General features: G+C 71.3%; 27 protein-coding genes. 15 read left to right on the plus strand and 12 right to left on the minus strand.

The genetic code is table 11. From position 1 onward, the window contains the following. Positions 1–12: 12 nt before the first annotated feature. Entirely contained in the window at positions 13–483 is a 471-nt protein-coding gene (locus tag ADK67_RS46300; RefSeq protein ID WP_442974260.1) for a helix-turn-helix domain-containing protein, read from the minus strand. 191 nt (positions 484–674) lie between these two features. Here ADK67_RS46300 and ADK67_RS46305 point away from each other — a divergent pair, with 191 nt between their 5' ends. Next, entirely contained in the window at positions 675–1502 is an 828-nt protein-coding gene (locus ADK67_RS46305) for an HK97 family phage prohead protease (protein WP_157621626.1), read from the plus strand. A 588-nt stretch (positions 1503–2090) separates the two neighbouring features. Further along, positions 2091–2342, plus strand: coding sequence for a hypothetical protein (locus tag ADK67_RS46315; RefSeq protein ID WP_053723011.1), 252 nt, complete (start codon positions 2091–2093; stop codon positions 2340–2342). A 28-nt stretch (positions 2343–2370) separates the two neighbouring features. Here ADK67_RS46315 and ADK67_RS46320 read toward each other — a convergent pair whose 3' ends face one another. Further along, positions 2371–3165 (minus strand): hypothetical protein, encoded by a 795-nt coding sequence (locus ADK67_RS46320; protein ID WP_053723012.1) that lies wholly within the window; start codon positions 3163–3165, stop codon positions 2371–2373. 80 nt (positions 3166–3245) lie between these two features. Between ADK67_RS46320 and ADK67_RS46325 the strand changes: the two genes are divergently transcribed. The 6 genes from ADK67_RS46325 (at position 3246) to ADK67_RS51945 (ending at position 7306) form a co-directional block, all read left to right on the plus strand. Beyond that, positions 3246–4235, plus strand: coding sequence for a site-specific integrase (locus ADK67_RS46325; RefSeq protein ID WP_231648700.1), 990 nt, complete (start codon positions 3246–3248; stop codon positions 4233–4235). Between the two features lie 92 nt (positions 4236–4327). Then, entirely contained in the window at positions 4328–4747 is a 420-nt protein-coding gene (locus tag ADK67_RS46330) for a hypothetical protein (protein ID WP_053723014.1), read from the plus strand. A 51-nt stretch (positions 4748–4798) separates the two neighbouring features. Continuing rightward, entirely contained in the window at positions 4799–6031 is a 1233-nt protein-coding gene (locus tag ADK67_RS46335) for a helix-turn-helix domain-containing protein (RefSeq protein ID WP_231648701.1), read from the plus strand. Between the two features lie 99 nt (positions 6032–6130). After that, a complete protein-coding gene (locus ADK67_RS46340; RefSeq protein WP_157621627.1) occupies positions 6131–6391 on the plus strand; it encodes a hypothetical protein in 261 nt (86 codons plus the stop codon). Next, a complete protein-coding gene (locus ADK67_RS46345; protein WP_053723016.1) occupies positions 6391–6738 on the plus strand; it encodes a hypothetical protein in 348 nt (115 codons plus the stop codon). The genes ADK67_RS46340 and ADK67_RS46345 overlap by 1 nt, the downstream gene beginning before the upstream one ends. A 364-nt stretch (positions 6739–7102) precedes the next feature. Then, the gene (locus ADK67_RS51945) at positions 7103–7306 is read left to right on the plus strand and encodes a hypothetical protein (protein ID WP_157621628.1); all 204 of its coding nucleotides are present in this window, start codon (positions 7103–7105) and stop codon (positions 7304–7306) included. Between the two features lie 4 nt (positions 7307–7310). Here ADK67_RS51945 and ADK67_RS51950 read toward each other — a convergent pair whose 3' ends face one another. From ADK67_RS51950 to ADK67_RS46370, 6 genes are all read right to left on the minus strand, one after another. Next, positions 7311–7895, minus strand: coding sequence for a hypothetical protein (locus ADK67_RS51950; RefSeq protein ID WP_157621629.1), 585 nt, complete (start codon positions 7893–7895; stop codon positions 7311–7313). A 160-nt stretch (positions 7896–8055) separates the two neighbouring features. After that, positions 8056–8508 carry a hypothetical protein gene (locus tag ADK67_RS46350; protein WP_053723017.1) on the minus strand — a complete coding sequence of 151 codons (453 nt, stop codon included), beginning with the start codon at positions 8506–8508 and terminating at the stop codon, positions 8056–8058. Next, complete coding sequence (locus ADK67_RS46355; RefSeq protein ID WP_053723018.1) at positions 8505–9125, minus strand: DUF433 domain-containing protein; 621 nt, start codon at positions 9123–9125, stop codon at positions 8505–8507. The genes ADK67_RS46350 and ADK67_RS46355 overlap by 4 nt, the downstream gene beginning before the upstream one ends. A gap of 378 nt (positions 9126–9503) precedes the next feature. Beyond that, a complete protein-coding gene (locus ADK67_RS46360; RefSeq protein ID WP_053723019.1) occupies positions 9504–11687 on the minus strand; it encodes a hypothetical protein in 2184 nt (727 codons plus the stop codon). Next, on the minus strand, positions 11680–12630 hold the full coding sequence (locus ADK67_RS46365; protein ID WP_157621630.1) for a hypothetical protein: 951 nt from the start codon (positions 12628–12630) through the stop codon (positions 11680–11682). Before ADK67_RS46365 ends, ADK67_RS46360 begins: the two co-directional genes overlap by 8 nt. Further along, the gene (locus ADK67_RS46370; protein WP_053723021.1) at positions 12627–13259 is read right to left on the minus strand and encodes a helix-turn-helix domain-containing protein; all 633 of its coding nucleotides are present in this window, start codon (positions 13257–13259) and stop codon (positions 12627–12629) included. The genes ADK67_RS46365 and ADK67_RS46370 overlap by 4 nt, the downstream gene beginning before the upstream one ends. Before the next feature lie 611 nt (positions 13260–13870). Here ADK67_RS46370 and ADK67_RS46375 point away from each other — a divergent pair. Together ADK67_RS46375 and ADK67_RS46380 are read left to right on the plus strand one after the other, a co-directional pair. Further along, positions 13871–15016 (plus strand): hypothetical protein, encoded by a 1146-nt coding sequence (locus ADK67_RS46375; protein ID WP_053723022.1) that lies wholly within the window; start codon positions 13871–13873, stop codon positions 15014–15016. A gap of 43 nt (positions 15017–15059) precedes the next feature. Next, on the plus strand, positions 15060–15761 hold the full coding sequence (locus tag ADK67_RS46380) for a hypothetical protein (RefSeq protein ID WP_053723023.1): 702 nt from the start codon (positions 15060–15062) through the stop codon (positions 15759–15761). A gap of 26 nt (positions 15762–15787) precedes the next feature. On the opposite strand, the gene ADK67_RS53195 is transcribed toward ADK67_RS46380, so the two are convergent. Together ADK67_RS53195 and ADK67_RS46385 are read right to left on the minus strand one after the other, a co-directional pair. Beyond that, entirely contained in the window at positions 15788–15931 is a 144-nt protein-coding gene (locus ADK67_RS53195; RefSeq protein ID WP_197289936.1) for a hypothetical protein, read from the minus strand. A gap of 49 nt (positions 15932–15980) precedes the next feature. Next, the gene (locus ADK67_RS46385) at positions 15981–16823 is read right to left on the minus strand and encodes a DegV family protein (protein ID WP_053723024.1); all 843 of its coding nucleotides are present in this window, start codon (positions 16821–16823) and stop codon (positions 15981–15983) included. 280 nt (positions 16824–17103) lie between these two features. Here ADK67_RS46385 and ADK67_RS46390 point away from each other — a divergent pair, with 280 nt between their 5' ends. The 4 genes from ADK67_RS46390 (at position 17104) to ADK67_RS46405 (ending at position 20642) form a co-directional block, all read left to right on the plus strand. Further along, a complete protein-coding gene (locus tag ADK67_RS46390) occupies positions 17104–17886 on the plus strand; it encodes an electron transfer flavoprotein subunit beta/FixA family protein (RefSeq protein WP_053723025.1) in 783 nt (260 codons plus the stop codon). Between the two features lie 14 nt (positions 17887–17900). Next, on the plus strand, positions 17901–18860 hold the full coding sequence (locus tag ADK67_RS46395) for an electron transfer flavoprotein subunit alpha/FixB family protein (RefSeq protein WP_053723026.1): 960 nt from the start codon (positions 17901–17903) through the stop codon (positions 18858–18860). A 148-nt stretch (positions 18861–19008) separates the two neighbouring features. Beyond that, on the plus strand, positions 19009–19779 hold the full coding sequence (locus ADK67_RS46400; RefSeq protein ID WP_053723027.1) for a GNAT family N-acetyltransferase: 771 nt from the start codon (positions 19009–19011) through the stop codon (positions 19777–19779). Continuing rightward, positions 19776–20642, plus strand: a complete 867-nt coding sequence (locus ADK67_RS46405; protein ID WP_231648702.1) for a lysophospholipid acyltransferase family protein — start codon at positions 19776–19778, stop codon at positions 20640–20642. The genes ADK67_RS46400 and ADK67_RS46405 overlap by 4 nt, the downstream gene beginning before the upstream one ends. Positions 20643–20649: 7 nt before the next feature. Here the strand turns inward: ADK67_RS46405 and ADK67_RS46410 are convergent, their stop codons facing one another. Then, on the minus strand, positions 20650–21006 hold the full coding sequence (locus ADK67_RS46410; RefSeq protein ID WP_053723028.1) for a hypothetical protein: 357 nt from the start codon (positions 21004–21006) through the stop codon (positions 20650–20652). A 181-nt stretch (positions 21007–21187) separates the two neighbouring features. Here ADK67_RS46410 and ADK67_RS46415 point away from each other — a divergent pair, with 181 nt between their 5' ends. Continuing rightward, on the plus strand, positions 21188–21424 hold the full coding sequence (locus ADK67_RS46415) for a hypothetical protein (RefSeq protein ID WP_053723029.1): 237 nt from the start codon (positions 21188–21190) through the stop codon (positions 21422–21424). Between the two features lie 60 nt (positions 21425–21484). Here ADK67_RS46415 and ADK67_RS46420 read toward each other — a convergent pair whose 3' ends face one another. Further along, positions 21485–21817 carry a hypothetical protein gene (locus ADK67_RS46420; RefSeq protein WP_053723030.1) on the minus strand — a complete coding sequence of 111 codons (333 nt, stop codon included), beginning with the start codon at positions 21815–21817 and terminating at the stop codon, positions 21485–21487. Positions 21818–21978: the final 161 nt, after the last annotated feature.

The following is a 21978-nucleotide window of genomic DNA, read 5'->3' on the forward strand; positions in this document are numbered from 1 at the left end:
ACCAGCACTTCCTCAGGTGAGGACGCAGTTCCGTTTTTTTAACACCCGCCCGATGGTGGAGTGGTCCAGATCCGGGATGTCCTCGATGAGCGCGACGTGTTTTTCCAGCAGCCGCAACGACCACCGCCCGTATCCCGGCGGAGGGGCCGAGCAGGCCAGCGCGATCAACCGGGCCTCGACCTCACCGGTCACCGGGGACGGCACCGGCGGCAGTGCGCGCTTTTTACGCGAGATCGTGGCGTGCACATCGCCGCCGGTGTCGGCGAACCGCTTGGCGACCAGCCGCAGCGTCTCGCCCGAGACCCCCAGTCGGGCCGCGATCACCTCCTTCGCATCGACCTCACCCGCCGAGGTGTCCAACGCCAGCAATACCCGCGCACGCATGATCATCGAAGCCGGGTGCACACCCGTCTTGGTCAACCGGACCAACCCGGCACGATCCGCCTCGGTCAGCACGACCGGACGCTTCTTCTGCGAAGGCACCACAACCATCCTCGTCCGGCAGGTGCACGGACCTGCCGGATGCCACTCTCCCACCCGAATATGCCAGAACTAAGCAGCGACACACTACTAGGTGAGTCACGGTGTGGTTGTCCTCGGTGACCGCGTCTGCGGCTACTACTCGCGCGGCGCGTCGGCCGAACCGCGGCCCCGGCGCGGCCGATCATCGACACATGACCCTGGAGCAGGCCGAACCGCGTTGTGCCACTTCGCCCCGCCGTGCTGAGGCCGAGCCGTCGACCGGCGTCGTGGAGGTGTTGGCGGCGGTGACCGGCGTCCGCGACGACATGGGCGACGTGATCACGCCGGGCGCGTTCGCGCGCACGTTGCGGGAGCGGCGGCCGAAGGTGGTGTTGGGGCACGACTGGAACCGGCCGATCGGGCGGGTGCTCGACGTGAAGGAGCTGCTGCCCGGCGACCCCCGGCTGCCCGCCACGACCTACGACGGCAGGCCGTGGCCGAAGCAGGCCGGGGCGTTGTGGGCGCGGGCGCTGATCAACACCGAGACTCCGGACGGCCGGGCGGCGCTGCTCAACGCGAAGTTCTACGGGCCGTCGGAGTCGACGTGGTCGATCGGCTACAACGCCCGCCGGGCGCGGCAGGCCGGGGGCACCCGGCACATCGACGAGGTGGACCTGTTCGAGTTCGGCCCGGTGCTGCACCCGGCGAACCGCCACGCGCGCTTGATCGCGGTGAAGGGCGGCCCGCGGAGCCTGCTGGAGGTCAAGGTCGTGGGCCTGCGGGCCATGGTGCCGTCAACACGGCCGGGGCGGGCCCGGCTCACACGCGCCGAGCTGGCGGAGGCGCGGGAGCTGCGCGAGTCGGTGGAGGACGTGTTCGCCGAGGCGCTGGAGCGGGACGTGGTGCACGTGATGGAAGCGAACGGCCGCGTGCGCCCGGCGGCGTGCGCGGTGTGCGGCGGGCGGGTGCTGGCGCGCGACGGCGGCCGGGCCGGGGGCTCGATGTACTGCGGCGCGCACGGGTGGGGGCGGGCGACGTGAGCGGGGACGTGCGGGGAGCTGGCGGCAGGGACGCTGCGGTGGACGCGTAACGGCGGCGGTGTGGCCTGCGACGAGCGGTTATGGACGATGCGCAAGCGGCGGACGGGGTAGCGCCGGCGGACGAGGGGAACGTGCAGGACGGCCCTGAGCGGTCGGCTTGGCGTAACCGCGTCCCGGTGGTGGTAGCGGTCGTGGCCGCGTTGGTCGCGGGCGGCGCGTTGGGCTGGTTGATCAGCTCTGTCCCTGGGGAGTCGGCCTCCGTCGGAGGGGCGTCGGCTCCGGTTCCGACGAGCACGACCAGCTCCCGCGTGTTCAGTGAGAGCGAACTCCGGGCGGCCTACGACATCGGGTACGACCGAGGGTTTGAGGACGGTCGCGCCGAGGGGGAAGCGGAGGCCGAGGCGAACGCGCCCCACGAGCCCGACCCCTGCCTGACGAATCCGCGTGCACGCGACAACGGGCCGGGTGCGCCGTGCTTCTGGTGGTTGAGCGTGAAGCGGAACCCGACGCCGACTCCAACGCGATGACGACGGGCGGCGGACTGCGGCGCGGCCTGGACCATGCGCGCGGACGTGGCAGGGTCTCCCCATGACGACGGACGACGCGCAGGGGTGGGGCTACCAACTCGACCAGCCGTGGCCGCCACCGGACACGCCCGGAATCGTCACCGTCGGCGGCCGGACCTTTCACCGTGACGAGGGGTGCTCCGGCTACCAACGGGGTGTGCGCAACTCGATCAAGTACGGCCGCAAGCTCAACCCGGTGGAGCAGGTGACCGCCCGGCAGGCCAAGGAGCGCGGCAAGGGGCGGTGCAGCGTGTGCTGGCGCGAGTACCTGTAGCGGGTCGGCGTGCGCCGACGTCGGAGGATCAGCGCCGCCAGAGGTGCCGCAGGATCTCCTCCTTGAGCCGCACCTTCAGCTTGTTCGCGTCGCGCACGTCCTCGACCGCGATGCGGACCACCTGCACGCGGCACCGCGACCACTGGAGGTCCCGGTTGCGGTCGTCCACGTAACGCCGACCGGCGCGGTGGTGCGGCCCGTCGATCTCGAAGATCAGGGCACGGCCGTTGCCGATCACCACGCAGTCGGGTGACCAGGTGTGCCCGGCCCGAAGTCGGGCTGCGGGGAGCGGCATGATCGCGATCGTGTTGTCCTCCTGTGCCTCCTGCTGGAGCGTCTTCAACACGTGGTAGACCGCAAGTTCCTCGCGGCTGCTGAAGGTCAGGCCGTCCTCGGTCGGGTGCTGTGGTGCATTGCGTTCGCGGCGGGCATGGTTGGAGGACCGGTCGGACTCGCTTCTACCCTTGACAAGAGCGCGCCAATCGGGACCGACTTGAGGCAGAGCAGGTTCGGCCCGTACCTCATCGACACCATGTTCACCGTGACGTCCGGCGACGTACTCCAACGTCGTGGCGATCCGCTGCCGGATCTCGTCGGTGAAGCGAGCGACCATGTGGTCTTCCACTTCGAGAACGGCGGCGCGAGTCTCCACACGCCAGGACTCGTAGTAGTAGCTCTCGCCCGTGTACTCGAACGAGATGTCCTGCACGTCGGCAAGGAGTTGCACCGCTTCGGTGTCGCCGCGGGACTCCAACAGCAAGGCCGTCTGCGCAAGGATTCGCTCTTTGGTGCTCATGTCGTTCACGGCTTCGGCGTCCGTCACATTGGCAGCATCGCAAGATGGTCCGACAGTGTTCCAGCGGGTGCCCCATATCGTCCTGACTCACGATAAGGTCTCATATCGTGACTCAGAATCCGGCCCCGGCGACTCCCTCCGCCACCCTCCCCGCCGTGCCCGCCGTGCGGTTGAAGGTGCTCGACGCGATGGCTGAGGAGTACGTCCGCGACCAGCGCCCGGCGAACACGACGCGCGCCTACGCGGCGGACTGGAAGGTGTGGGTCCGGTACGTCACCGACTTGGGTATCCCGGAGGACTCTGCGACCGCCGGCGCGCTTGTCGGGTTCGTGGTGTGGCTGGAGAAGCAGGACGCCGCCCCGTCGACCATCGACCGCAGGCTCACCGGGGCCGTGGTCGGGCTGCGGCAGCGCGGCGCGGAGCCGGCCAAGGCCGTGACCTCCGCCGCCCGCGCCGCGCTCAACGGGTACCGGCGTCGGCTCGCGGAGGCAGGGGAGAAGCGTGGCCGGGGCGAGGCCGCCGCGATGACGATCAAGGACCTGCGCGCGATGTCCGCCGCCTGCCCGGACACCCTGTCCGGCGTCCGCGACCGGGCCGTGATGCTGCTGGCGTTCTCGATCGCGGGCCGCCGCTCGGAGGTCGCCGCGCTGTTGGTGTCCGACATCGTGGAGGCACCGGAGGGCTTGGTGGTCACCGTGCGGACAGGCAAGACCGGCGGCCGGACCGTCGCCGTCCCCTACGGCTCCCACGAGGGCACGTGCCCGGTGCGGGCGTGGCGCGCGTGGCTGGCCGCGTCCGGGATCACCGGCGGCCCGGCGCTGCGGCGGATCGACCGGCACGGCCGCGTGCTCGGCGGACTCACGGGGCAGTCGGTCGGCACGATCATCACGAAGGCTGGCGAGCGGGCCGGGGTCGCGGCGCACCTCACCGGGCACTCGGCGCGTGCCGGGTTGGCGACCGAGGCACGGCGGGCCGGGCACGACGTGAAGACGATCAGCGCCCATACGGGGCACGCGCCGAACTCGGCGGTGCTGTTCAGGTACATGCGCACCGTGGACCAGTGGAGCGACAACGCGGCGGCTGGGATCGGCCTGTAGCTGCGGGCGGTGGCTGGAAGCCACTCGATCGCGCGGCGGACGCACCGGATCAGGGGATGTCCGCGAACGGTGGGCCGGGCCACGGTCGATACATGCTCGATGTGGCGCGGTACGACGACCAAGACGACCAGCACGATGCGCAGTACGTGAACGACGCCTTGGACGAGGCGATGGAAGCGCGGTTGCACGTCCAGACGCTGATCCGTGAGGAGCGGGAGGTTGGGCAGGCGGCGGAGCGGATTGTGGAGCAGGGGGCGGCGACGATGCACGCGGCCCTCGCCACAGCGGTGCAGGTGAGCCTCAACGGTAGGCGGCAGGAGCGCCTGTCCGAGGAGCAGCGCGCCGCGATGGACCTCCTGACGGAGAAGCTGAACCGGCACGCCGGCTCCCTCGACAGGTACGCGGGCGCGTTGGACCGGCACGCCGCCGTGATGGGCCGCCTTGTCGAGGCGCTTGACCACCATGCCTCCGAGTTGAAGGCGGCACGGCTGGCCACTCTCGGCGAGCTGTAAGCCGCCCCGTCGCCCGACTGATGCGCCGACTTGACCCGGCTACCCTTGTGGGTGACCGGGGAGGTGCGCGTGGACGTCGACGACAACCACATCGGCCGCCGCCTGCGGGAGGTCCGCTCGTGGCGGCGTCTCCCGCTGACCGCCGTCGCCGGGCTCGCCGGGATCACCCCGGCCTACCTCAGCATGATCGAACGGGGTCTGCGGCCGGTCACCAAGCGTGCCGTGCTCGAAGCCCTCGCGAACGCCCTCCAGGTCGCACCCACCGAGCTGACCGGCTCCCCGTTCCCGCCGACCGACGCGAACGGGGCGGAAGCGCACGCCGCGATCCGCGAGGTGGAGACCGTGCTGTCCGCCGTCGACCTGGGCGTGGACCCGGGCGTCAAGCCCGCACCGTGGCCGGAGCTGCGCGACCGGGTCATCCACCTGAACACCGTGCTGCGACCGGAGGCCGACTACGCCGCGCAGGGACGTGTGGTGCCGGGCCTGCTGCTCGGACTCCACGCCGCCTACGTGCATCACCCCTCGCACCGCCGTGACGTGCTGGTCGGCCTGCTGCACGCCTACCACGCCGCCGCTGTGCTCACGAAGAACCTGGGGGTGCGTGGGCTGCCCGTGGTCGCGGCCCGCCTGGCGCAGCAGTGCGCGGAGGAGTTGGGCGAGGCGGAGTGGCTGGCGTTCGCCGTGTGGCTGCGCGGGCACGCCGCCGGGTCGCAGGGCCGCGCCCACCAGCTCGCCGCGTCCGTTCGTGGCATCGACCGCCTGACCGGCGCCGACGGGCCGAACGTCCTCCAGGCGCGCGGGATGCTGCACCTCAACGCCGCCCTGGCCGCCGCGTCGATGCGCGACGGCGACACCGCCCGCACGCACCTGGACGAGGCCGCCGCCCTCGCGGAGCGTCTGCCGGACGAGCGGGAGAACTTCGCCTTCCTGCACTTCGGCCGGCCCAACGTCGGTGTGTGGCGGGTGTCCCTGGCGACCGAGCTGGGCGAGGGAGGGAAGGTCGTCGAGCTGGCCCGCCACGTCGACCCCGCCGAGCTTCCGGCGAAGGCCCGGCGCGCGATGTACTGGACCGACCTGGGGCGGTCGCTGCTCACCGAACGCGCCACCGTCGACAAGGGCGTCCAGGCGTTGGTCACCGCGGAATCCATCGCGCCGCAACGCGTCCGCAACAACGTGTTCGTCCGTGAGGCCGTCGCCGACCTGCTGCGCCGCGCGCAGCGCGACGCGGCCGACCGGGAGCTGCGCGGCCTCGCGTGGCGCATGGGCGTCGCGCCGACCGGGTGAACCTCGCGGCCCGTTAACAGGCAGTTAACCGCTAGCTGTTGATCACTCCTACCGTTCCGGACCACCAGTGCTGGTCGGGTGAACGGCAGGGAGTCGGTCATGGTGTGGGTGCTCGCCGTGGTGGGAGCCGTAGCGGTCGGGGTCGTGTGGTGGCTCGCCCTCCACGTCCGCCGTGAAGTCCTGCGCCGCCGCCAGGTCGCCCGCATGCGCGCCACCCTCGAAGCCCGCACGACCGTGGCCGAGCTGCGCGAGCGCTGCGGCGCGGACAAGCTGCCGCGCTACCCGACTCCGACCGTGGCGGCCGGTGGCCCCGGCCCGGCCGTCACGGTCGGCCCGACCGCGCACGGTACGGGGGCGTGATGACGGGCCTGATCATCCCCGGTGCGGCCGAGGCGGCGATCGTCGCGCTGTACCCGCCGCTGCGCCACCTGCTCGACCTGGTGGACGGCGGGTGGCGCTTCCTGCCCCTCCAGCCGGGCCGGGACGAGATCGACGGGTTCCGCATGTGGCAGGGCGGGTGGCGCGACGGCATCCGGTTCCGCGACGCGGGCGACGCGTTGGGCCTGCGCCTTGACCGTGACCACGCGATCACGTGGGAGTACACGGGCTCGCTCGCCGAGGTCGTGCAGGAGCTGCTGTTGCTGCCGCACCCCAGTTCCCGGCTCGCGCCGCGCTTGGCGAAGGGCCACGGCCCGGCACAGCGGTGATGGTCACAGCGGTGGCGGGTCCGTCCGCCCGCGCGGTGGGGCGTTCCGTCGACTCGCGCATCCGTCGATGCCGACGCCCGCACGCTCGACTTCCGGAGCGCGCGGCTGCACGCGGCGCGATGTGCGCGGTGGTCCGCGTCCCGGTCCCGGCGCGACCGGTTCGCCCGACCGGGTGGTGTTCCGACTGCACTTCTGCCCCGCCGGGACGGGGCGCGGGGCAGCCGTAGACGTCGGCGCGTCGCGACCACCCCAGGCCGGAGCCGCTCCACCCTGTCCCGCGCCCCGCGTGATCAACGGGCTACCGGGATAATCGCCGTCCGACAAGGGCTCGCGCGGTCGTCGGTTCGCGGGGCACGCTGTGTGCGTGCCTGCTCGACGACTGGAAGTACTGCTACCCGACGACGTCACCACCCGTGAGTACGCGGCCGTTGCGTGCGGAATCTGGGCGCTGCTGAACGCAGCCGGAATGGGGGCGGACAGCTCGCTGCGCACCGACGACGGAATCGACGACGCGGAGCTGAACGCTGCGTTCGACGAGGATGTGCAGGGCTACCCGTGGGGACCATGAGCCGCTACTTGATCAAGTCATAGACGAAATTGACTAGTAGTCCAAGTGGGATACTGGCGAGGAGTCCGGCTAGGAAGAATAGCCACTGCTGCCACCGGTTTCTTTTTGCGTTCAAGCGACTGGCTAATTCCTGTCTTTCGGTAATCTCCCCTTGAACTCTGCGAACCGTCGTCTCCACGAGCTTGTCCATTGCTTCGGCAGCTTCTTCATGGGCTGCTGCGAGACTTTTGTGGTGCTCGGCTTCGGCCCTTGCTTCCGCTATCTTTGCTGCCTGTGCAGTAAGTTCGATCGAGATTTCATCCATCAGAGAACGAGATTCTTGCAGGTTCTCGCTCAAAATCTTGATACGTTCCTCAAGCGGTAGATGGTTGGCGGGGCGGCTTGTCGTGCTGGGTTTTTCTTCGGTTGAGTCCGCCGCTCCTCCCTTTCGGGAGTTTATGGGACGGACTCTGCCTTGCGCATCGGTGAAGAAGGGTGTACCCTTTTTGGGTCCGCGTCGAGTGATTCTGGCTCCGATTTGCGCCAAAATCAATGAGCCGGCGCTGGCAAGTACGCCTATTAGTGTCGGGAGGAATTCGAGCAGGGGCAACTCTATTCGCTCCTTTGGGGGTATTCGGAATTTGCGCAGTTTTACCGGTGTTGCTCGGGGAATCTCTAGTCGGTGCGCAGACTGTGCCAGACAGGCAGTCGCGAGGCACCGTTGACATCACGCCACGCGGGTACGAGGCAGCGCAGGCACGACAGTTCCGTCATGCGGCCGGACGAGCCCCCCAGCGGGGCCGCCACAGTTCGCCGGAGTCCATGCGCTGCGCCGACTGATGGGTGATGCCCTTCACGCCGAACCACGAAGGTTGGCAGTCGGCTTGCTCAACCTTCTCCAGGATGTGCGGCATCGCGGCGGTGATGCTCGCGACCCAAGCCGTCACGAGTTGGAGGCCGCGCGCGGAGGGCTCTTTCACGCCGATCCAGTGGATACCGCGTTCGTGCAAGGCGCGGCGCTCGTCGTCGTTGCGCCCCACCTGTCCGGTGTCTTTCGTGATGATCGCCCCGAACTCTCGGGTGCGCAGGATTTCGAACAAGGGGATGTCGAGCGTGCCACTCAGGCCCTCATGGAGGCACGACCGGAACTCGTGGCCCCGGAAGATCACGTCCAAGGGGTCCGTCAGGCGCGGGGGGAGGTTCTCGTCGATGAAGAACTTCACGCGGCGGCGCTCCTGGCGAGTACCACGTCCTCGGCGAAGCTGACGGCGTCGGCCACCGCCTCCACTGCCACGGACGGGTAGTAGTAGTGCACGTCGTCGGCGGTCAGCGAGCCATCCTCCATCAAGTTGGCGACCGTGTCGAAGCCGACCCGTGTGCCCTCGATCGTCGGCCAACCGCCCATGCGCTCACTGTCGACCTGTAGGCGCTTGCGAGGGCGCATGAAGTCGACGACCTTCCGGCCACTCTGTGTGGTGAACGGAGCGAAGACTTCCGCGAGGGTGAACAGGTGCGGTTGCCCAGGTTGCCGCACCAGGTCGGTCCACTGCCGGTCGTCCAGGTCCATCACAGCGATGGTGTCGCCGTCGGTGCCGAACCGGTACTCGCCTGGGTGGTGGGTGAAGTTATATGCGGGGAGGTTGCCGAACGCCTTGCGAACCTTCTGGAGACTGAGATCCGTGCGAAGTTTCATCACGATCCGCAACGCCACGAGGTCGCGGAAGGAGTAGCGCACCGGATGCGTCGAATACTCGGGGACCAACAGTTCGGTCCTGCGCCAGTGATCCAACTGCCGCACGGAAGCGCCACTGAGCACCGACGCAACGTCAACGGGGAACAACGTCCACCTCCCTTCCCGTGTTCGCCACGCTCACGCCGTCAGCATGGCAGAACAATGCCCTGGTCACAGCCTCATCGGTTCGTTGATCAGTGGCGTTACCCCGTTCGGTGACGTGTCACGCGAACGGGCTAGGCGACGGTGCGGGTGTAGCGACCTTCGGTATGCCGACCCGGCGGCCGTGCCGACCCGGTCGGAACAAGGCCCGGAATCGGGCCTGTGAGCGTCTGTGAGGGCGATCCGCGGTGAGCCTGCGGTGACCTCGGAACAGGACCGTCCGTGCAGCTCACGGGCCTGTGGGGTGGTTGTGCGGGGTCGGAACAGTGGCGTCGGTGGTCGGAACGGGTGTGCCGACCCGTTCCGACTCTCGTTCCGGCCCTCTCAGCCGCCAAGCGCGGCCCGGATCGCGTCCACGTCGACCACCGCGACCGGGTTGGGGTGGCCTTCCACGCGGCGCTTGCCCGCCGACGGCACCCCGGCCGCGCGCAGCTCCTCGCCGAGCCGCTTCGGCGTCCACTCGATGCGCGCCGCCAGCTCGGCGACGGGCACCAGGCCGTGCTCGTCGTCGCCGAGGACGTCGGCCAGCAGCTCCAGGACCTCCGGCAGCAGCTCGGCGTCCACCGGCTCCGGCCCGGTCGCGGTAGCGGTGACCTCGCCGGCCAGGCGCGCGGCCACGGTCGGGTCCAGGTCGGCCAGGTCGTTCTGTCCGGCCGCGTCCCCGGTGAGCGTCCCGGCCTGCTCACGCAGCACCCGGCCGCGCTCGCACGCCGCGCGGATCGCGGCGATGTGCAGCAGGTGCGTGCGCACCGTGACCGCGTCCCCGGCGGACAGCTCGGTCTCGCCGTCCGCGCCGAGCAGCAAGCCCACGCCCTTGTGGGAGGTGAGCAGCTTGCTCGCGTCCATCCCGGCCCGGTACGTGCCCGCGCCGAGGATGGTCTCCGACGCCTGGTAGGTCATGACCTTGAGCGCGAACCGGGTGCCGAGCTGCCCGCGCAACCCGTCGGGGATGACCTGGGCGTCCGGCTTCTGCGTGGCCAGGACCAGCGAGTACCCGGCCGCCGGGCCGGTCTTGGCGATGAACGTCAGCAGCTCACAGATCCGCTGCCCGACCTTCTTGCCCTTCGGGTTGTCCTCGTCCAACGGCACGTCCATCCCGAGGAAGTTCTGCACCTCGTCGATGCCGATCACGGTCAGCGGCATCCCGTGGGCCGGGTCGCGGGTGATCTCCGGCGTCACCTTCGACTCGGGGCACAGCTCGTCGTCCATCTCCGACAGCCGGTCGAACCGGTCGGCGACGTCCGCCGCGCACTCCTCCAGCACGCGGATCAGGCGGCGCGCGTCGGCCTCGCGCGATCCCCGGATGGACCGGTGCGCCACCTGTTCGAACGGGCGGAAGTCCTTGCCGCCCTTGCCGTCGGCGATGATCAGCCGCACGTGCGGGTCCAGGGCGGCGGCCGTCAGCGGGAGCCTGGCGACGAACGTCTTTCCCTGGCGCGGGATCGCGCCGATCAGCAGCGACGTCCACACCACGGGCAGGCTCACGTCCGCGCCCCGTGCGGTGGCGCCGAACGGCACCGGCCGCCACAGGTCCCACGACGCGGCCGACGCCAGCGGGCTGGGCACCGGGTCTGCGGCGTACGGGTCGGAGTGGCCGATCCACAGCGCCACCCTGCCCGCGTGGCCCCTGTCGCCCCGGACGCGTTCCAAGATCAGCCGGACCTCGTCCACCGCCAGCGCGGAGGCCAGCGCCTCGCGCTTGGCGATCACGTCGGAGGCGCGGCGGCTGGGCGGCAGGTCCAGCACCATCGACCAGCCGGTGCTGTCCTGTCGGGGCCGCTCCACGAAGTACAGCGGGTCACCCTTGCCGATCGCGCCGGCCGCCCGGAACGCCTCGATCAAGTTGTCGCCGTCCAGCAGCATCGCCAGCGACCGGGAGCCGCCCAGCACCGCCTGACGGCCCGGGGAGCCGTCCTTGCGGCGACCGGCGGCGGCCAGCACCAGGGACACCGCGCCCCCGGCGACCAGCAGCGGCACGGACCCGACGGTCAGCTCGGTGACCAGCCCGGCCAACCCGGTGGTGCCTGCGCCCGCCACCGTGACCACGCCCCGGCGGCGGCGCACCACGGCGATCTCCTGCCACCGCGAGGCCAGGCTGTCGCTCGACTTCGCCGCGTCGTAGAAGTCCGCGACCCGCACCCACGACCACCAGGCGCGGGCCGACACGACCGCGCCGCGCCCGACGGCGGCCGGGTAGCGGAACGGCAATGCGGCGGCGCGGCCCGCCAGCGCCGCTCCGGCCTGCTTCGCGCTCTCGGCGCTCTGCCACTTCGCCGGGAGCTTGGAGACGGCCTGCTCCGCGAGCTTCCGCGCCTTGCTCCGCTGGTACTCGGCGTCGGTGATCAGCTCCCCGGTCAACACCTCCGGCGCGGGCTGCACCGGCCCGGCGGCCGGGGGCGGCGTGACCGGCCCCGGCTCGTCGGCGGGCGCGGCAGCCGCGCCGGGGAACACGACCAGCTCGCCCATCTCGTCCAGCTCCTCCCGCTGCTTGTGTGCACGTTCAGCCACGGCTCGCCACCTCCCCGGCGACGGCCGCCAGGCGCGGCCTGGTGGCGTCGGCGAGCACCCGGCGGGCCTGGTGCTCGGTGATCCCCAACTCCTTCGCCAACCGGGTGCGGCCGACCTGGCGGCCCTCCTGGCGGGCGGTCGCCAGCACGGCGCGGGCGCGCTCCACCAGGTCCGCCGGGTCGACCTCCGCCGGCCGGCGCGTGGCCTGGCGCGGCACGCTCACCGGGTGCTCGCCAACCTGGCGAACCGGCTCGGCGCTCACCTGGTGGGCCTGATGAACGGGCTCCTGGTGGACCTGGTGGGCGTCGTCGCCGGGCTCCACCAGGTGGGCCGGTTCGGGCTGGTCACCAGCCTGGTGGGCGGTCTCACCGGGTGACTGGTGCGGCGTGCCCACCAGGTTCTCGGCGGCCTGGTGCGCCGGGTGCTCCAGCTGGTGAACCGGGTCGCCCGCCGGGTGGATCGGGGCCGGCGTCGCCAGGTCGGCGGGTGCCTCACCAGGTGCGCCAGCCTCCTCTCCGGCATGGCGCGCCAGGTCCGCCGCCAGCCCGGCGAACGCCCGCTGGTACGCGCCGGCCGCCTCGGTGGCGACCCACAGCAGCACCGGGCCGACCGCGTGCAGCGCGATGCCCACGCCGTCGCCCTTCAAGGCGCTGGGCGCGACGTTCAGGCCCAGGGTCACCAGGCCGGTGACGGCACGCAGCGTGACGCCCCACCCGGTGGCGCGGCCGTGCTGGGCGAGCACCCGGTCACCGACCAGTGCCAGCACCAGGGCGGCGTCCACGGCCGGAGGCAGCATCCAGGCGGAAAACGCCGGGATGCCCTGCGCGATCAGCCACGGCGTCACCGTCAACACGCCGTAGACCATCACCACACCCGCGATCACCCACGTGGCCCCGGCGATGACGCGACCTGTGCGCTCCAGGCGCTGTGCGTCCGCGTTCACCGAGCAACCCCGCTCCGGGCCGGGGCACAACGCGGACACGGCGTCGACCGGGTGCGGTCCTCGTCCAGCCACACCAGCCGAGCGGAGACCGGGTCGGAGTCGCGGGCGTCGCAGTGCCCGCAGACCGGCGTCCCCGCCGAGCGCCCGTCGGGCGCGCTCGGCGCGGGACGGTTCTTTGGATGGTTAAAGGACGGTTCGGGTGCAAGCTCTGCACCCCGTCGCGTCGCTGCTTGCACCCCGTGGGGCCTTGTTTGCACCCCGTGCCGGTCAGCGGGGCGCAAACTCTGCACCCCATCCGCCGAGTTGTCCACAGCCTCCTCGGAGCGGTGCACCGCGAGATCCCAGCCGCGCGGCCGGCGGTCGGAGCGCTTCACGTAGGCGGCGACGATCGTCGGGTCGGACGGGCCGATCAGCGCCAACTCCTCCAGCGCCCGCAGCGCGTACTGGACGGAGCGCTCGGACAGGCGGGTGTACCTGACCAGCGTGGAGACGGCGGGGAAGGCGTTGCGCCCGAACGGATCGGCGTGGTTCGCGAGACCGAGCAGCACGACGGTCAGGGAGGACGCGTCGCGGCGGTCGCGAGGGATCGGCGCGTGGTTGAGCACCCACGAGACGGACTCGATGCTCACGGCGTCACCGCCGCGTGATGTGCACGCCACCCGACAGCGGGTGCGCTGATGGTGCGAGAATCCGTGATCACGGCCTCATGCCTCCTGGCAGGTGAGAGGTCACAGGCCCCGTTCACTGCGTCCACAGTGGACGGGGCTGCCTTCATCTGCCACGAGAACTACGGGCACAACGTTCGGCAGCGACGTGCGCGAACGACCCGCCTTACAGCGCCTACCTGGCGGAGAACCAGTAGTTCTCCTCGGCGATCCCGGGCACGGTGCGCTCACCGGTGAGGGGCAGCGGCTCGACGGTCACCCGGCCAGCGTAGTTGCTCGTTACTCGCGGGTAGGCATCGCCCGTCCGTTAGAGCGTCACTTTTTCGTGTGAACTTCCCGGCACTCGTTCGCGGGCAATTTGTTGCTGTGCGCATTGTCAATGCACCGTTTGATTCCAGTGGAATGACTCTATCGGGTGACCTATGCCTGATTTGCGGCGATCTTCCCTGATGGTGTTTCGCCTGCAAGCGGGGTGCTTCGATCGCGTCGTACCAGGGTAGTCGTGGGTGGTCATGTGCCGGTTGGGTGCCTTACGCTCGGTACCCTCGGCCAATCTTCGAACGAGCGGGGCCGCCATGGGTGCGAAAGAGCCGGACATTGTTCCGCTGCACGCGGGTTTCGACGTGGTCTACCGGGGTTTCCACCGCCGTCAGGTGATCGAGCACCTCGAGAACCTGGACGAACAGCTCAAGTACACGACCCTGGACCGGGCCGAGGCCTTGGCGCAGGCGGCCGATCTGCGCAAGCTGCTCGAAATGACCCGGAGCGACCTGGACGCGGCCCGCGCCCGCATCGAACGGCTGGAGATGTCGCCGAACACGACCTCCGGCGCGTCCGAGCGCCTGCACCGGATGTTGACGCTCGCCGAGGACGAGGCGAACGACCTGCGGGTGCGCGCCGAGCACGACGTCGCGGCGCTGCGCGAGCGCACCGAGGCCGAGGTGGCCGAGCGGCGGCGCCAGGTCGAGGAGGAGTTGGCCGCGCAACGGGCCGAGGCCGACGCGCACGCGCGCGACCAGCGTGAGGCGGCCAACCAGCGCGCCGCCGAGTTGGACCAGCGCGAGGTCGACCTGGAACGCCGTCAGGCCGAGGTCGAGGCGCACCTCAGGGCCCGTGCCGAGCAGGTGGAAGCCGAGTGCGCCGCCGCGATGGCCAAGGCCGAGCAGGACGGCGACCAGTTGCTGCGCGAGGCCGCCGAGCGGTGCGCGCAGCTGGAGGCCGAGTCGGACGCCAAGCGCGCCAAGGCGCAGAACTTCTTCGAGCTGACCGTGAACCGGCGGCGCAAGGAGGCCGAGCAGCACTTCGCCGAGCAGGAGGAGCTGGCGAAGGCGCGGGCCGCGTTCCTGATCAAGCTCGCGGCGCGGGAGGCGCACCGGCGGATCGACGAGATCCAGCGGCAGGCGGACGACCTCCGCGAACTGCGCCACACGGTGGCCGCGCAGCTGGCGGCGGCGCGCGTCGCGCTGGACGAGGCGTCCGACCGCGTGCCCAACCTGATCCCGGAGCAGACGACCGTCGAGCAGGCGAGTGCCGAGGAGGCGAACGCCGAGCCCATCAGCGCCGGACCTGTCGACGCGGGAGCTGTCGACGCGGAGCCGGTCGGTGTCGGACCGGTCAAGGCGGGACCGACGATGGCGGGGGCGACGAAGGCGGGGCCGATCAGCGCCGGCCAGGCGGGCGACGGACAGGCGGACACCGACGACCAGCGGGTCGGTGCTTGATGGCGGTGCGACCGGCGGCCCGTCGGTCGAGTGAGGATGCGTGATGTCCGGGGTGGCGTTCGTGTTCGGGTTGTGCGCCTTGTCGTTCGCGGCGGGCTGCGTGCTGACGGCGGTCATGCTGCGCCGGGAACAACCACCCGAACCGGTCCCGGAACCCGTGCCCGCCGCGCCGGTGCCCGTGTTCGAACCGCGGTTCCCGCCGGGTGACTACGCGACCAGGCCGATCCACCGCAACCCGGTGATGGGCATCCCGACCGCGCTGCCCGCGCCGGACCGCCCGAACCCGCGGCCGAACCTGGTCGTCGTGCCGGATCCCGTGCCCGGCACGGAGAAACCCGCGCGGCAGGACGAGGTGCGCCGGATGCACGTGGTCCGGACCGAGCCGGACACCGAGCCCGAGTCCAAGCCTGAAGCTGAACCCGAGCGAGAGTCGGAAGCCGCGCCCGTGTCGGGAGCCGCGCCGAAGCCCGAGCCCAAGTTGGAAGTTGAGCTCAAGCCGGAGTCGGAAGCTGAGCCCATGTCCGAGCCCGAGTCGGAAGCCGAGCCCAAGCCCAAGTCCGGGGCGGAAACCGAGCCGGTCGCGCCGGTCGCCGAGAGCGCGGAAGCGTCCGGACCGGCCGCCGGGTCCGGCGACACGGGCGAGGCCGCCGAGGCTGGTGTCGAGGCCGCGGTCATCCAGGTGGTGGCGCAGCCCGAGCCCGTCCGGCGCGCGTTCGAAGCGGCCCGCCGCGAGTCCAACCGGTAGCGGGCCGCTCGAACGTCAGCGCGCGGTCAGCGCTTGCGGAGCTTGCGCAGCAGTTGCTGTGCCTTGGCCTTGTTGCGGGGGTCGCGCGCCACGTGCTTGACCTGCTCGGTGACCCGGCGGCCCTGCGGACTGCGGGCGAACGCGGCGAGTTTGCTGAACAGAGATGCCATGTCCACCTCCTTCCCTGCCCGTACAACGCTCAAACCCCGCAGGGAGTTCCTAAACCGGCGAAACGGTCACGCCCACCGCGCCCGGCCCGACGTGCGCGCCGATCGCCGAGCTGACCTGGGTCACCAGGAACCGCCGCACGTTCGGCAGCTTCGCGCGCAGCTGGTCGAGCACGGTCTTGGCGCGGTCGGCCGCGTCGAAGTGCTCGACCGCGATGTCGACGGCTTCCTTGCCCGCCCGCTTGACCGCGATGTCGATCAGCTTGCGCAGCGCCCGCTCAGCGCCGAGCACCTTGTCCAGCGGTGCGATCTGCCCGTCGATCACGGTCAGCAGGGGCTTCATCGACAGCGCCGAGCCGAGCAGGGCGGCGGCCTTGCCGATCCGCCCACCCCGTTGCAGGTACTCCAGCGTGTCGACGTAGATCAGCTCGGTGCTCCGCCGGACGCTGTGCTGGGCGGCGGACAGCACGCGGTTCGCGTCACCGCCCGCGGCGGCCACGGTGGCGGCGGCCACCACCGCGTACCCGAGGCTCATGCCGCACGTCTGCGTGTCCACGACGTGCACCGGCACCTGCACCTGCGCGGCGGCCTGCCGGGCCGCCTCGACGGTCCGCGAGAGGCCGGTCGACACGTGCAGCGACACGATCGCCTCGGCGCCGGAGGCCGCCGCGTCGGCGTAGGACCAGAAGAACGCGCCGGGGTCGGGTGGCGAGGTGGCCACGTCGAGCTGACCGCGCAGGGCGTCCACGAGCTTCGGCACGGGGACGCGGGCCTCGTCGTCCACCCAGTCCCCGATGCGCACCTGGATCTGCGCGACGGTCACGCCGAGCTTCTCGGTCAACTGAGGCGGCAGGCAGGCGGTGGAGTCGGTGACTATCGCTACTCGCCGGGACATGCGTTCGAACCTAGCCGAGTAGGGGGAGGGTCTGTAACGCCGTCGTGCGGAGTGACGACATTGTCCGAATGGCCCGGAACGGGCCAGTGAGCATCATCACCCGCCGTGGGTGCTTGCTGCCGTTTGCACCTCTGCTACCGGTGGGTAACATCCAGGTGGCCGACACCACCATGCCAATGCGGCGTTGACATGGCAGGGTCACGAACATTCCCGGCGGCCGCAGGCAACTACCGTCGCCGACCCACGTCGCCGCCCGTCCGCAGGAGGTCGAAGAGGACCCATGAACATTGTCGTCCTGGTCAAGCAGGTGCCCGACACCTGGTCCGAGCGCAAGCTCGCCGACGCCGACCACACCCTCGACCGCGAGTCCGCGGACGCTGTGCTCGACGAGATCAACGAGCGCGCCGTGGAAGAGGCGCTGCTGCTCCAGGAGGCGCACGGCGGCGAGGTGACCGTCGTCGCGATGGGTCCCGACCGCGCGACCGACGCGATCCGCAAGGCGCTCTCCATGGGCGCGGACAAGGCCGTGCACGTCTCCGACGAGGCCCTGCACGGTTCCGACGCGCTCACCACCGCCAAGGTGCTGGCCAAGGCCATCGGCACGATCGAGGGCTTCGACCTGGTCATCGCGGGCAACGAGGCCACCGACGGCCGCGCGGGCGCGGTGCCCGCGATGCTGGCGGAGCTGCTGGGCGTGCCGCAGGTCACGCAGGTGCGCAAGCTCACCGTCGAAGGCGGCACGGTCAAGGCCGAGCGGGAGACCGACGAGGGCGTCGCGCACCTCGAAGCGAGCCTGCCCGCCGTGGTCAGCGTGAACGAGAAGATCAACGAGCCGCGGTACCCGTCGTTCAAGGGCATCATGGCGGCGAAGAAGAAGCCGGTCAGCACGCTCACGGTCGCCGACCTGGGGCTGGACGCGGGCGAGGTGGGCCTCGGCGCCGCCTGGTCGCAGGTGCTGGAGTCGGCCCCGAAGCCGCCGCGCGGCGCCGGTCAGCGTGTCGAGGACTCGGGTGACGGCGGCGCGAAGATCGCCGCGTACCTGGTCGACCAGAAGCTCATCTGAAGGCGAGGAATCCAATGTCTGAGGTACTCGTCCTCGTCGACCACGTCGACGGCGAGGTCAAGAAGGTCACCTATGAGCTTCTATCCGCCGCGCGCCGTCTCGGCGAGCCGGCCGCGGTGGTGGTCGGATCGCCCGGGACCGCGGGCAAGGTGAGGGAGTCGCTGGGCCGCTACGGCGCGGTGAAGGTGTACGCGGTGGAGTCCGACGACGCCGCGAACCACCTGGTCACGCCGAAGGTGGACGCGCTCGCCGCGATCGCGGCCACCGCGTCGCCCGCCGCCGTGCTGGTGTCGGCGACGCTGGAGGGCAAGGAGGTCGCGGGCCGGCTGGCCGTGCGCCTCGACTCCGGCCTGCTCTACGACGCCGTCGACCTCGACGGCGAGGGCGTCGCCACGCAGTCGATCTTCGGTGGCGCGTACGTGGTGAAGTCCAAGGTCACCAAGGGCGTGCCGGTCATCGCGGTGCGCCCCGGCGGCGTCGAGGCGTCCGAGTCGCCCGCCGACGCGGTCGAGCAGGCCGTCGAGGCGCCCGCCGCGAACCCGGCGCTGGTCACCAGGGTGACCGGGCGCGAGCCCGTCGCCGGCGGTGACCGGCCCGAGCTGACCGAGGCGTCGGTCGTCGTGTCCGGTGGACGTGGCGTGGGCAGCGCGGAGAGCTTCGCGGTCGTGGAGAAGCTGGCCGACAGCCTCGGCGCGGCGGTCGGCGCGTCCCGGGCCGCGGTGGACTCCGGCTACTACCCGCACCAGTTCCAGGTGGGCCAGACCGGCAAGACGGTCTCGCCGCAGCTGTACATCGCGCTGGGCATCTCCGGCGCGATCCAGCACCGGGCGGGCATGCAGACGTCCAAGACGATCGTCGCGGTCAACAAGGACCCGGAGGCGCCGATCTTCGAGATCGCCGACTTCGGCGTGGTCGGCGACCTGTTCGCGGTCGCACCGCAGCTGACCGACGAGGTCGGCAAGCGCAAGGGCTGACCTGCCCGTTCGTCCACCAGGGCCGTCCCGCCGCACGCGGGGCGGCCCTGGTGCCGTTCCGAGCCTCACCGTGCCTTAACCGACCTGCCACTGAGGCGTCATCGGAACGACCTGCTCCCGGTCGCCAACCGGTCGGTAGACCAGACCCATGACGCAGCCGCAACTGCTTGTCAGCACCGGTGACGCCGCTTCCGACGCGCCGCGCTACTCCCTGTTGGTCGCGCGCGACAGCGACGAGGTCGTCGCCGCGCAGCGGCTGCGGCACCAGGTGTTCGCCACCGAGATGGGCGCCGTGCTGCACAGCTCTGTGCCGGGGCACGACGTCGACTACTTCGACCAGTACTGCGACCACCTCGTGGTGCGCGACGACCGGACCGGCGACATCGTCGGCACCTACCGGATGCTGCCGCCCGAGCGCGCCGCCGAGGCGGGCCGGCTGTACTCCGACGGCGAGTTCGACCTGTCCGCCCTCGACGCCCTGCGGCCGTCGCTGGTGGAGACCGGCCGCTCGTGCGTGCACCCCGACCACCGCAACGGCGCCGTGGTGTCGCTGGTGTGGGCCGGCATCGCCCGCTACATGCTGCTGTCCGGGCACTCGTGGCTGATCGGCTGCGCGTCCGTGCCGCTGCACGACGGCGGCTCGTTCGCGGCGGGCGTGTGGGACATCGTGCGGGCGAAGCACCACGCGCCCGAGGAGTACCGGGTCGAGCCGCTGACGCCGTGGGACGTCGACTCGGTGGCGCGGCCGGACAAGACCGTGCTGCCGCCGTTGCTGAAGGGGTACCTGCGGCTGGGCGCGTGGGTGTGCGGGCGGCCCGCGCTGGACGCCGACTTCGGCGTGGTCGACCTGCCCGTGCTGCTCGGCATGGACCGGGTGGACCAGCGCTACCTGAAGTTCTTCCTCGGGGAGACGGCGTGAACAAGCACGCGTGGATGCCCGTGTCGCCGTGCGGCGACGGGTGCGTCGACCACTCGACGGCCTCCGTCGGCCGGGTGCGGGTGGCGTGGCGGGTGGCGGCGGCGTCGGCCGTGATGCTGTCCGGGGTGCTCGTGGTCCTCGCCGTCCTGTGCGTGCGCGGGCAGGCGCGTTCGGCGTTGCTGCGGCGCTGGTTCCGGGCCCTGCTCGGCGCGTTCGGCGTGCGGCTGCGGGTGATCGGGCCGGTGTTCCAGGACAACCCGGGCCGTGGCGTGCTGGTCGTGTCGAACCACGTGTCGTGGCTGGACGAGCTGGCGATCGACGCCGTGCAGCCCATCCGGATGGTGGCCAAGCGGGACATCCGGGACTGGCCGGTGCTCGGCAGGCTGATCACCGCCGCGCGCACCGTGTACCTGGACCGGGAGCGGCTGTCGCTGCTGCCGGGGACGGTGGCCGAGCTGGCGGCGGCGCTGAGGGACGGCGCGGCGGTCGGCATCCACGCGGAGGGCACGACGTGGTGCGGCGTGGCGTCCGGTCGTTACCGGCCGGCGCTGTTCCAGGCCGCGCTGGACGCCGGTGTGCCCGTGCGGCCGGTGGTGCTGCGGTACTCGCAGGACTCGGCGACGTCCACCCAGGCCGCGTTCGTCGGCTCCGACACGTTGGTCGACTCGATGCGGCGGGTGCTGCGGTCGCGCGGGCTGGTCGTGGAGGTGCACGTGCTGGACGAGGTCGCGCCCGGCCGTGCGGCGACGCGGCGTGAGCTGGCGGCGCTCGTGCAGCAGGAAGCCGAACGGGTCGCGCACGGGTCGGTGGAGGTGCCCGCGCAGCGGGTGCACGCCCCCGCGACGATCGCTCGGGCGGCCTGAGGGGCGGTCAGCCCCGGCGGATCAGCACGATCACCGCGACGGCCACCGCGATCGCGACCGCGGCCTGGGGGAAGCCGGTGAGCACGCTGATCAGCGACCCCACGCAGCCCGCCACCTCCACGGCCACGCCCAGCGTCCGCGCCCACGGGCGGGTGAGCAGGAACGCCGCGGCGACGGCGGCGAGCACGGCGATCACCGGGTTGACGACCGCCACCAGCCACACCGACCCCGGCACGACCTGGTTGTGGTCGAGCCGGCCGGCGATCGTGAGCACCTGCACGACCCAGATCCCGAGCGAGGCCACCGCCTGCGCGAACATGACCGCCCGGGCGATCCGGAGCCCGCTCTTCAGCCGCACGTCCACCGCACATCCCCCTGCCACCGCCCATCCCGACGACGGCAACGTAAGGCGGCAGCGGCCTCGCCGACCCGCGCCGGCCGCAACCGGCCAAGCCGCTCCGTTCGGCGTGCGCCGTCGCGAGGATGAGGGCGACAGCGGAGGGGGAGACGTGGACGTGGATGCGGTTCGGCACGGTGCGGGTGGGGTGACCGGGAAGGTCTCCCGGTGGCGACTGGCCGTCGTTATCGCCTTGGTGGCCACCGGGTGCTCCAGCCCTCCGCCGACGGTGTGCCAGGACGGTCTCTGCACCGGTCCCGCCTACGCGCCGTCCACGGGACAGCGGATCGAGAACGGCGTGGTGGCCGTGTTCACCACGATCGGCCTGGTTCCCGTCGTGCCCCGCAGCGCGGGCGGACCGGCACGCCGGACCGTGGGCCGGTAGCCGCCGAGACCGCGCCGCGGGGTCGGGCCGCCGTCGAGGGGTGCGGCCCGCCGACCGGTGTCAGCAGGCCTTGACCGCGACGCTGTGCACCCGGCCGGAGATGTTGTAGATGGTCACGGTGTCCCAGCCGCCGTTCGCGGTCACGTTGTACTTGTAGCCCGACTGGACCCGCTGGCTGCGCTTCGCCCCGGCCGCGACGTTGCTCTGCTGCACGACCAGGGTGCCCGACTTCGTCCCGCTGGCGTAGATGATCGAGTAGAGCTTGGGGCCGGAGCAGTTGTTGGTCCAGTTGATGTAGCCGTAGCTGGCGGCCGACGCCGGACCGGCCGTGACGGCGAGTCCGCCGAGGGCCAGGCCGAGGGAAGCGAGCAGGACGGTCAAGCGCTGACGCACGGGTTCTCCTTCGGGCACGAATGGATCACGTGCAGCCAACACCACACCGCCGACCACGCTGCCGGTCGTTCGCACCACAAACCGGCCCTGATCCGCCGCGGACCGGTTCGGGCAGGGCCCGTTCGACCCGGGCGCCCGCGCTGCGCCCGCAACGCGCCTGA

The organism is Saccharothrix sp. NRRL B-16348 (assembly GCF_001280085.1).
Lineage (GTDB): Bacteria > Actinomycetota > Actinomycetes > Mycobacteriales > Pseudonocardiaceae > Actinosynnema.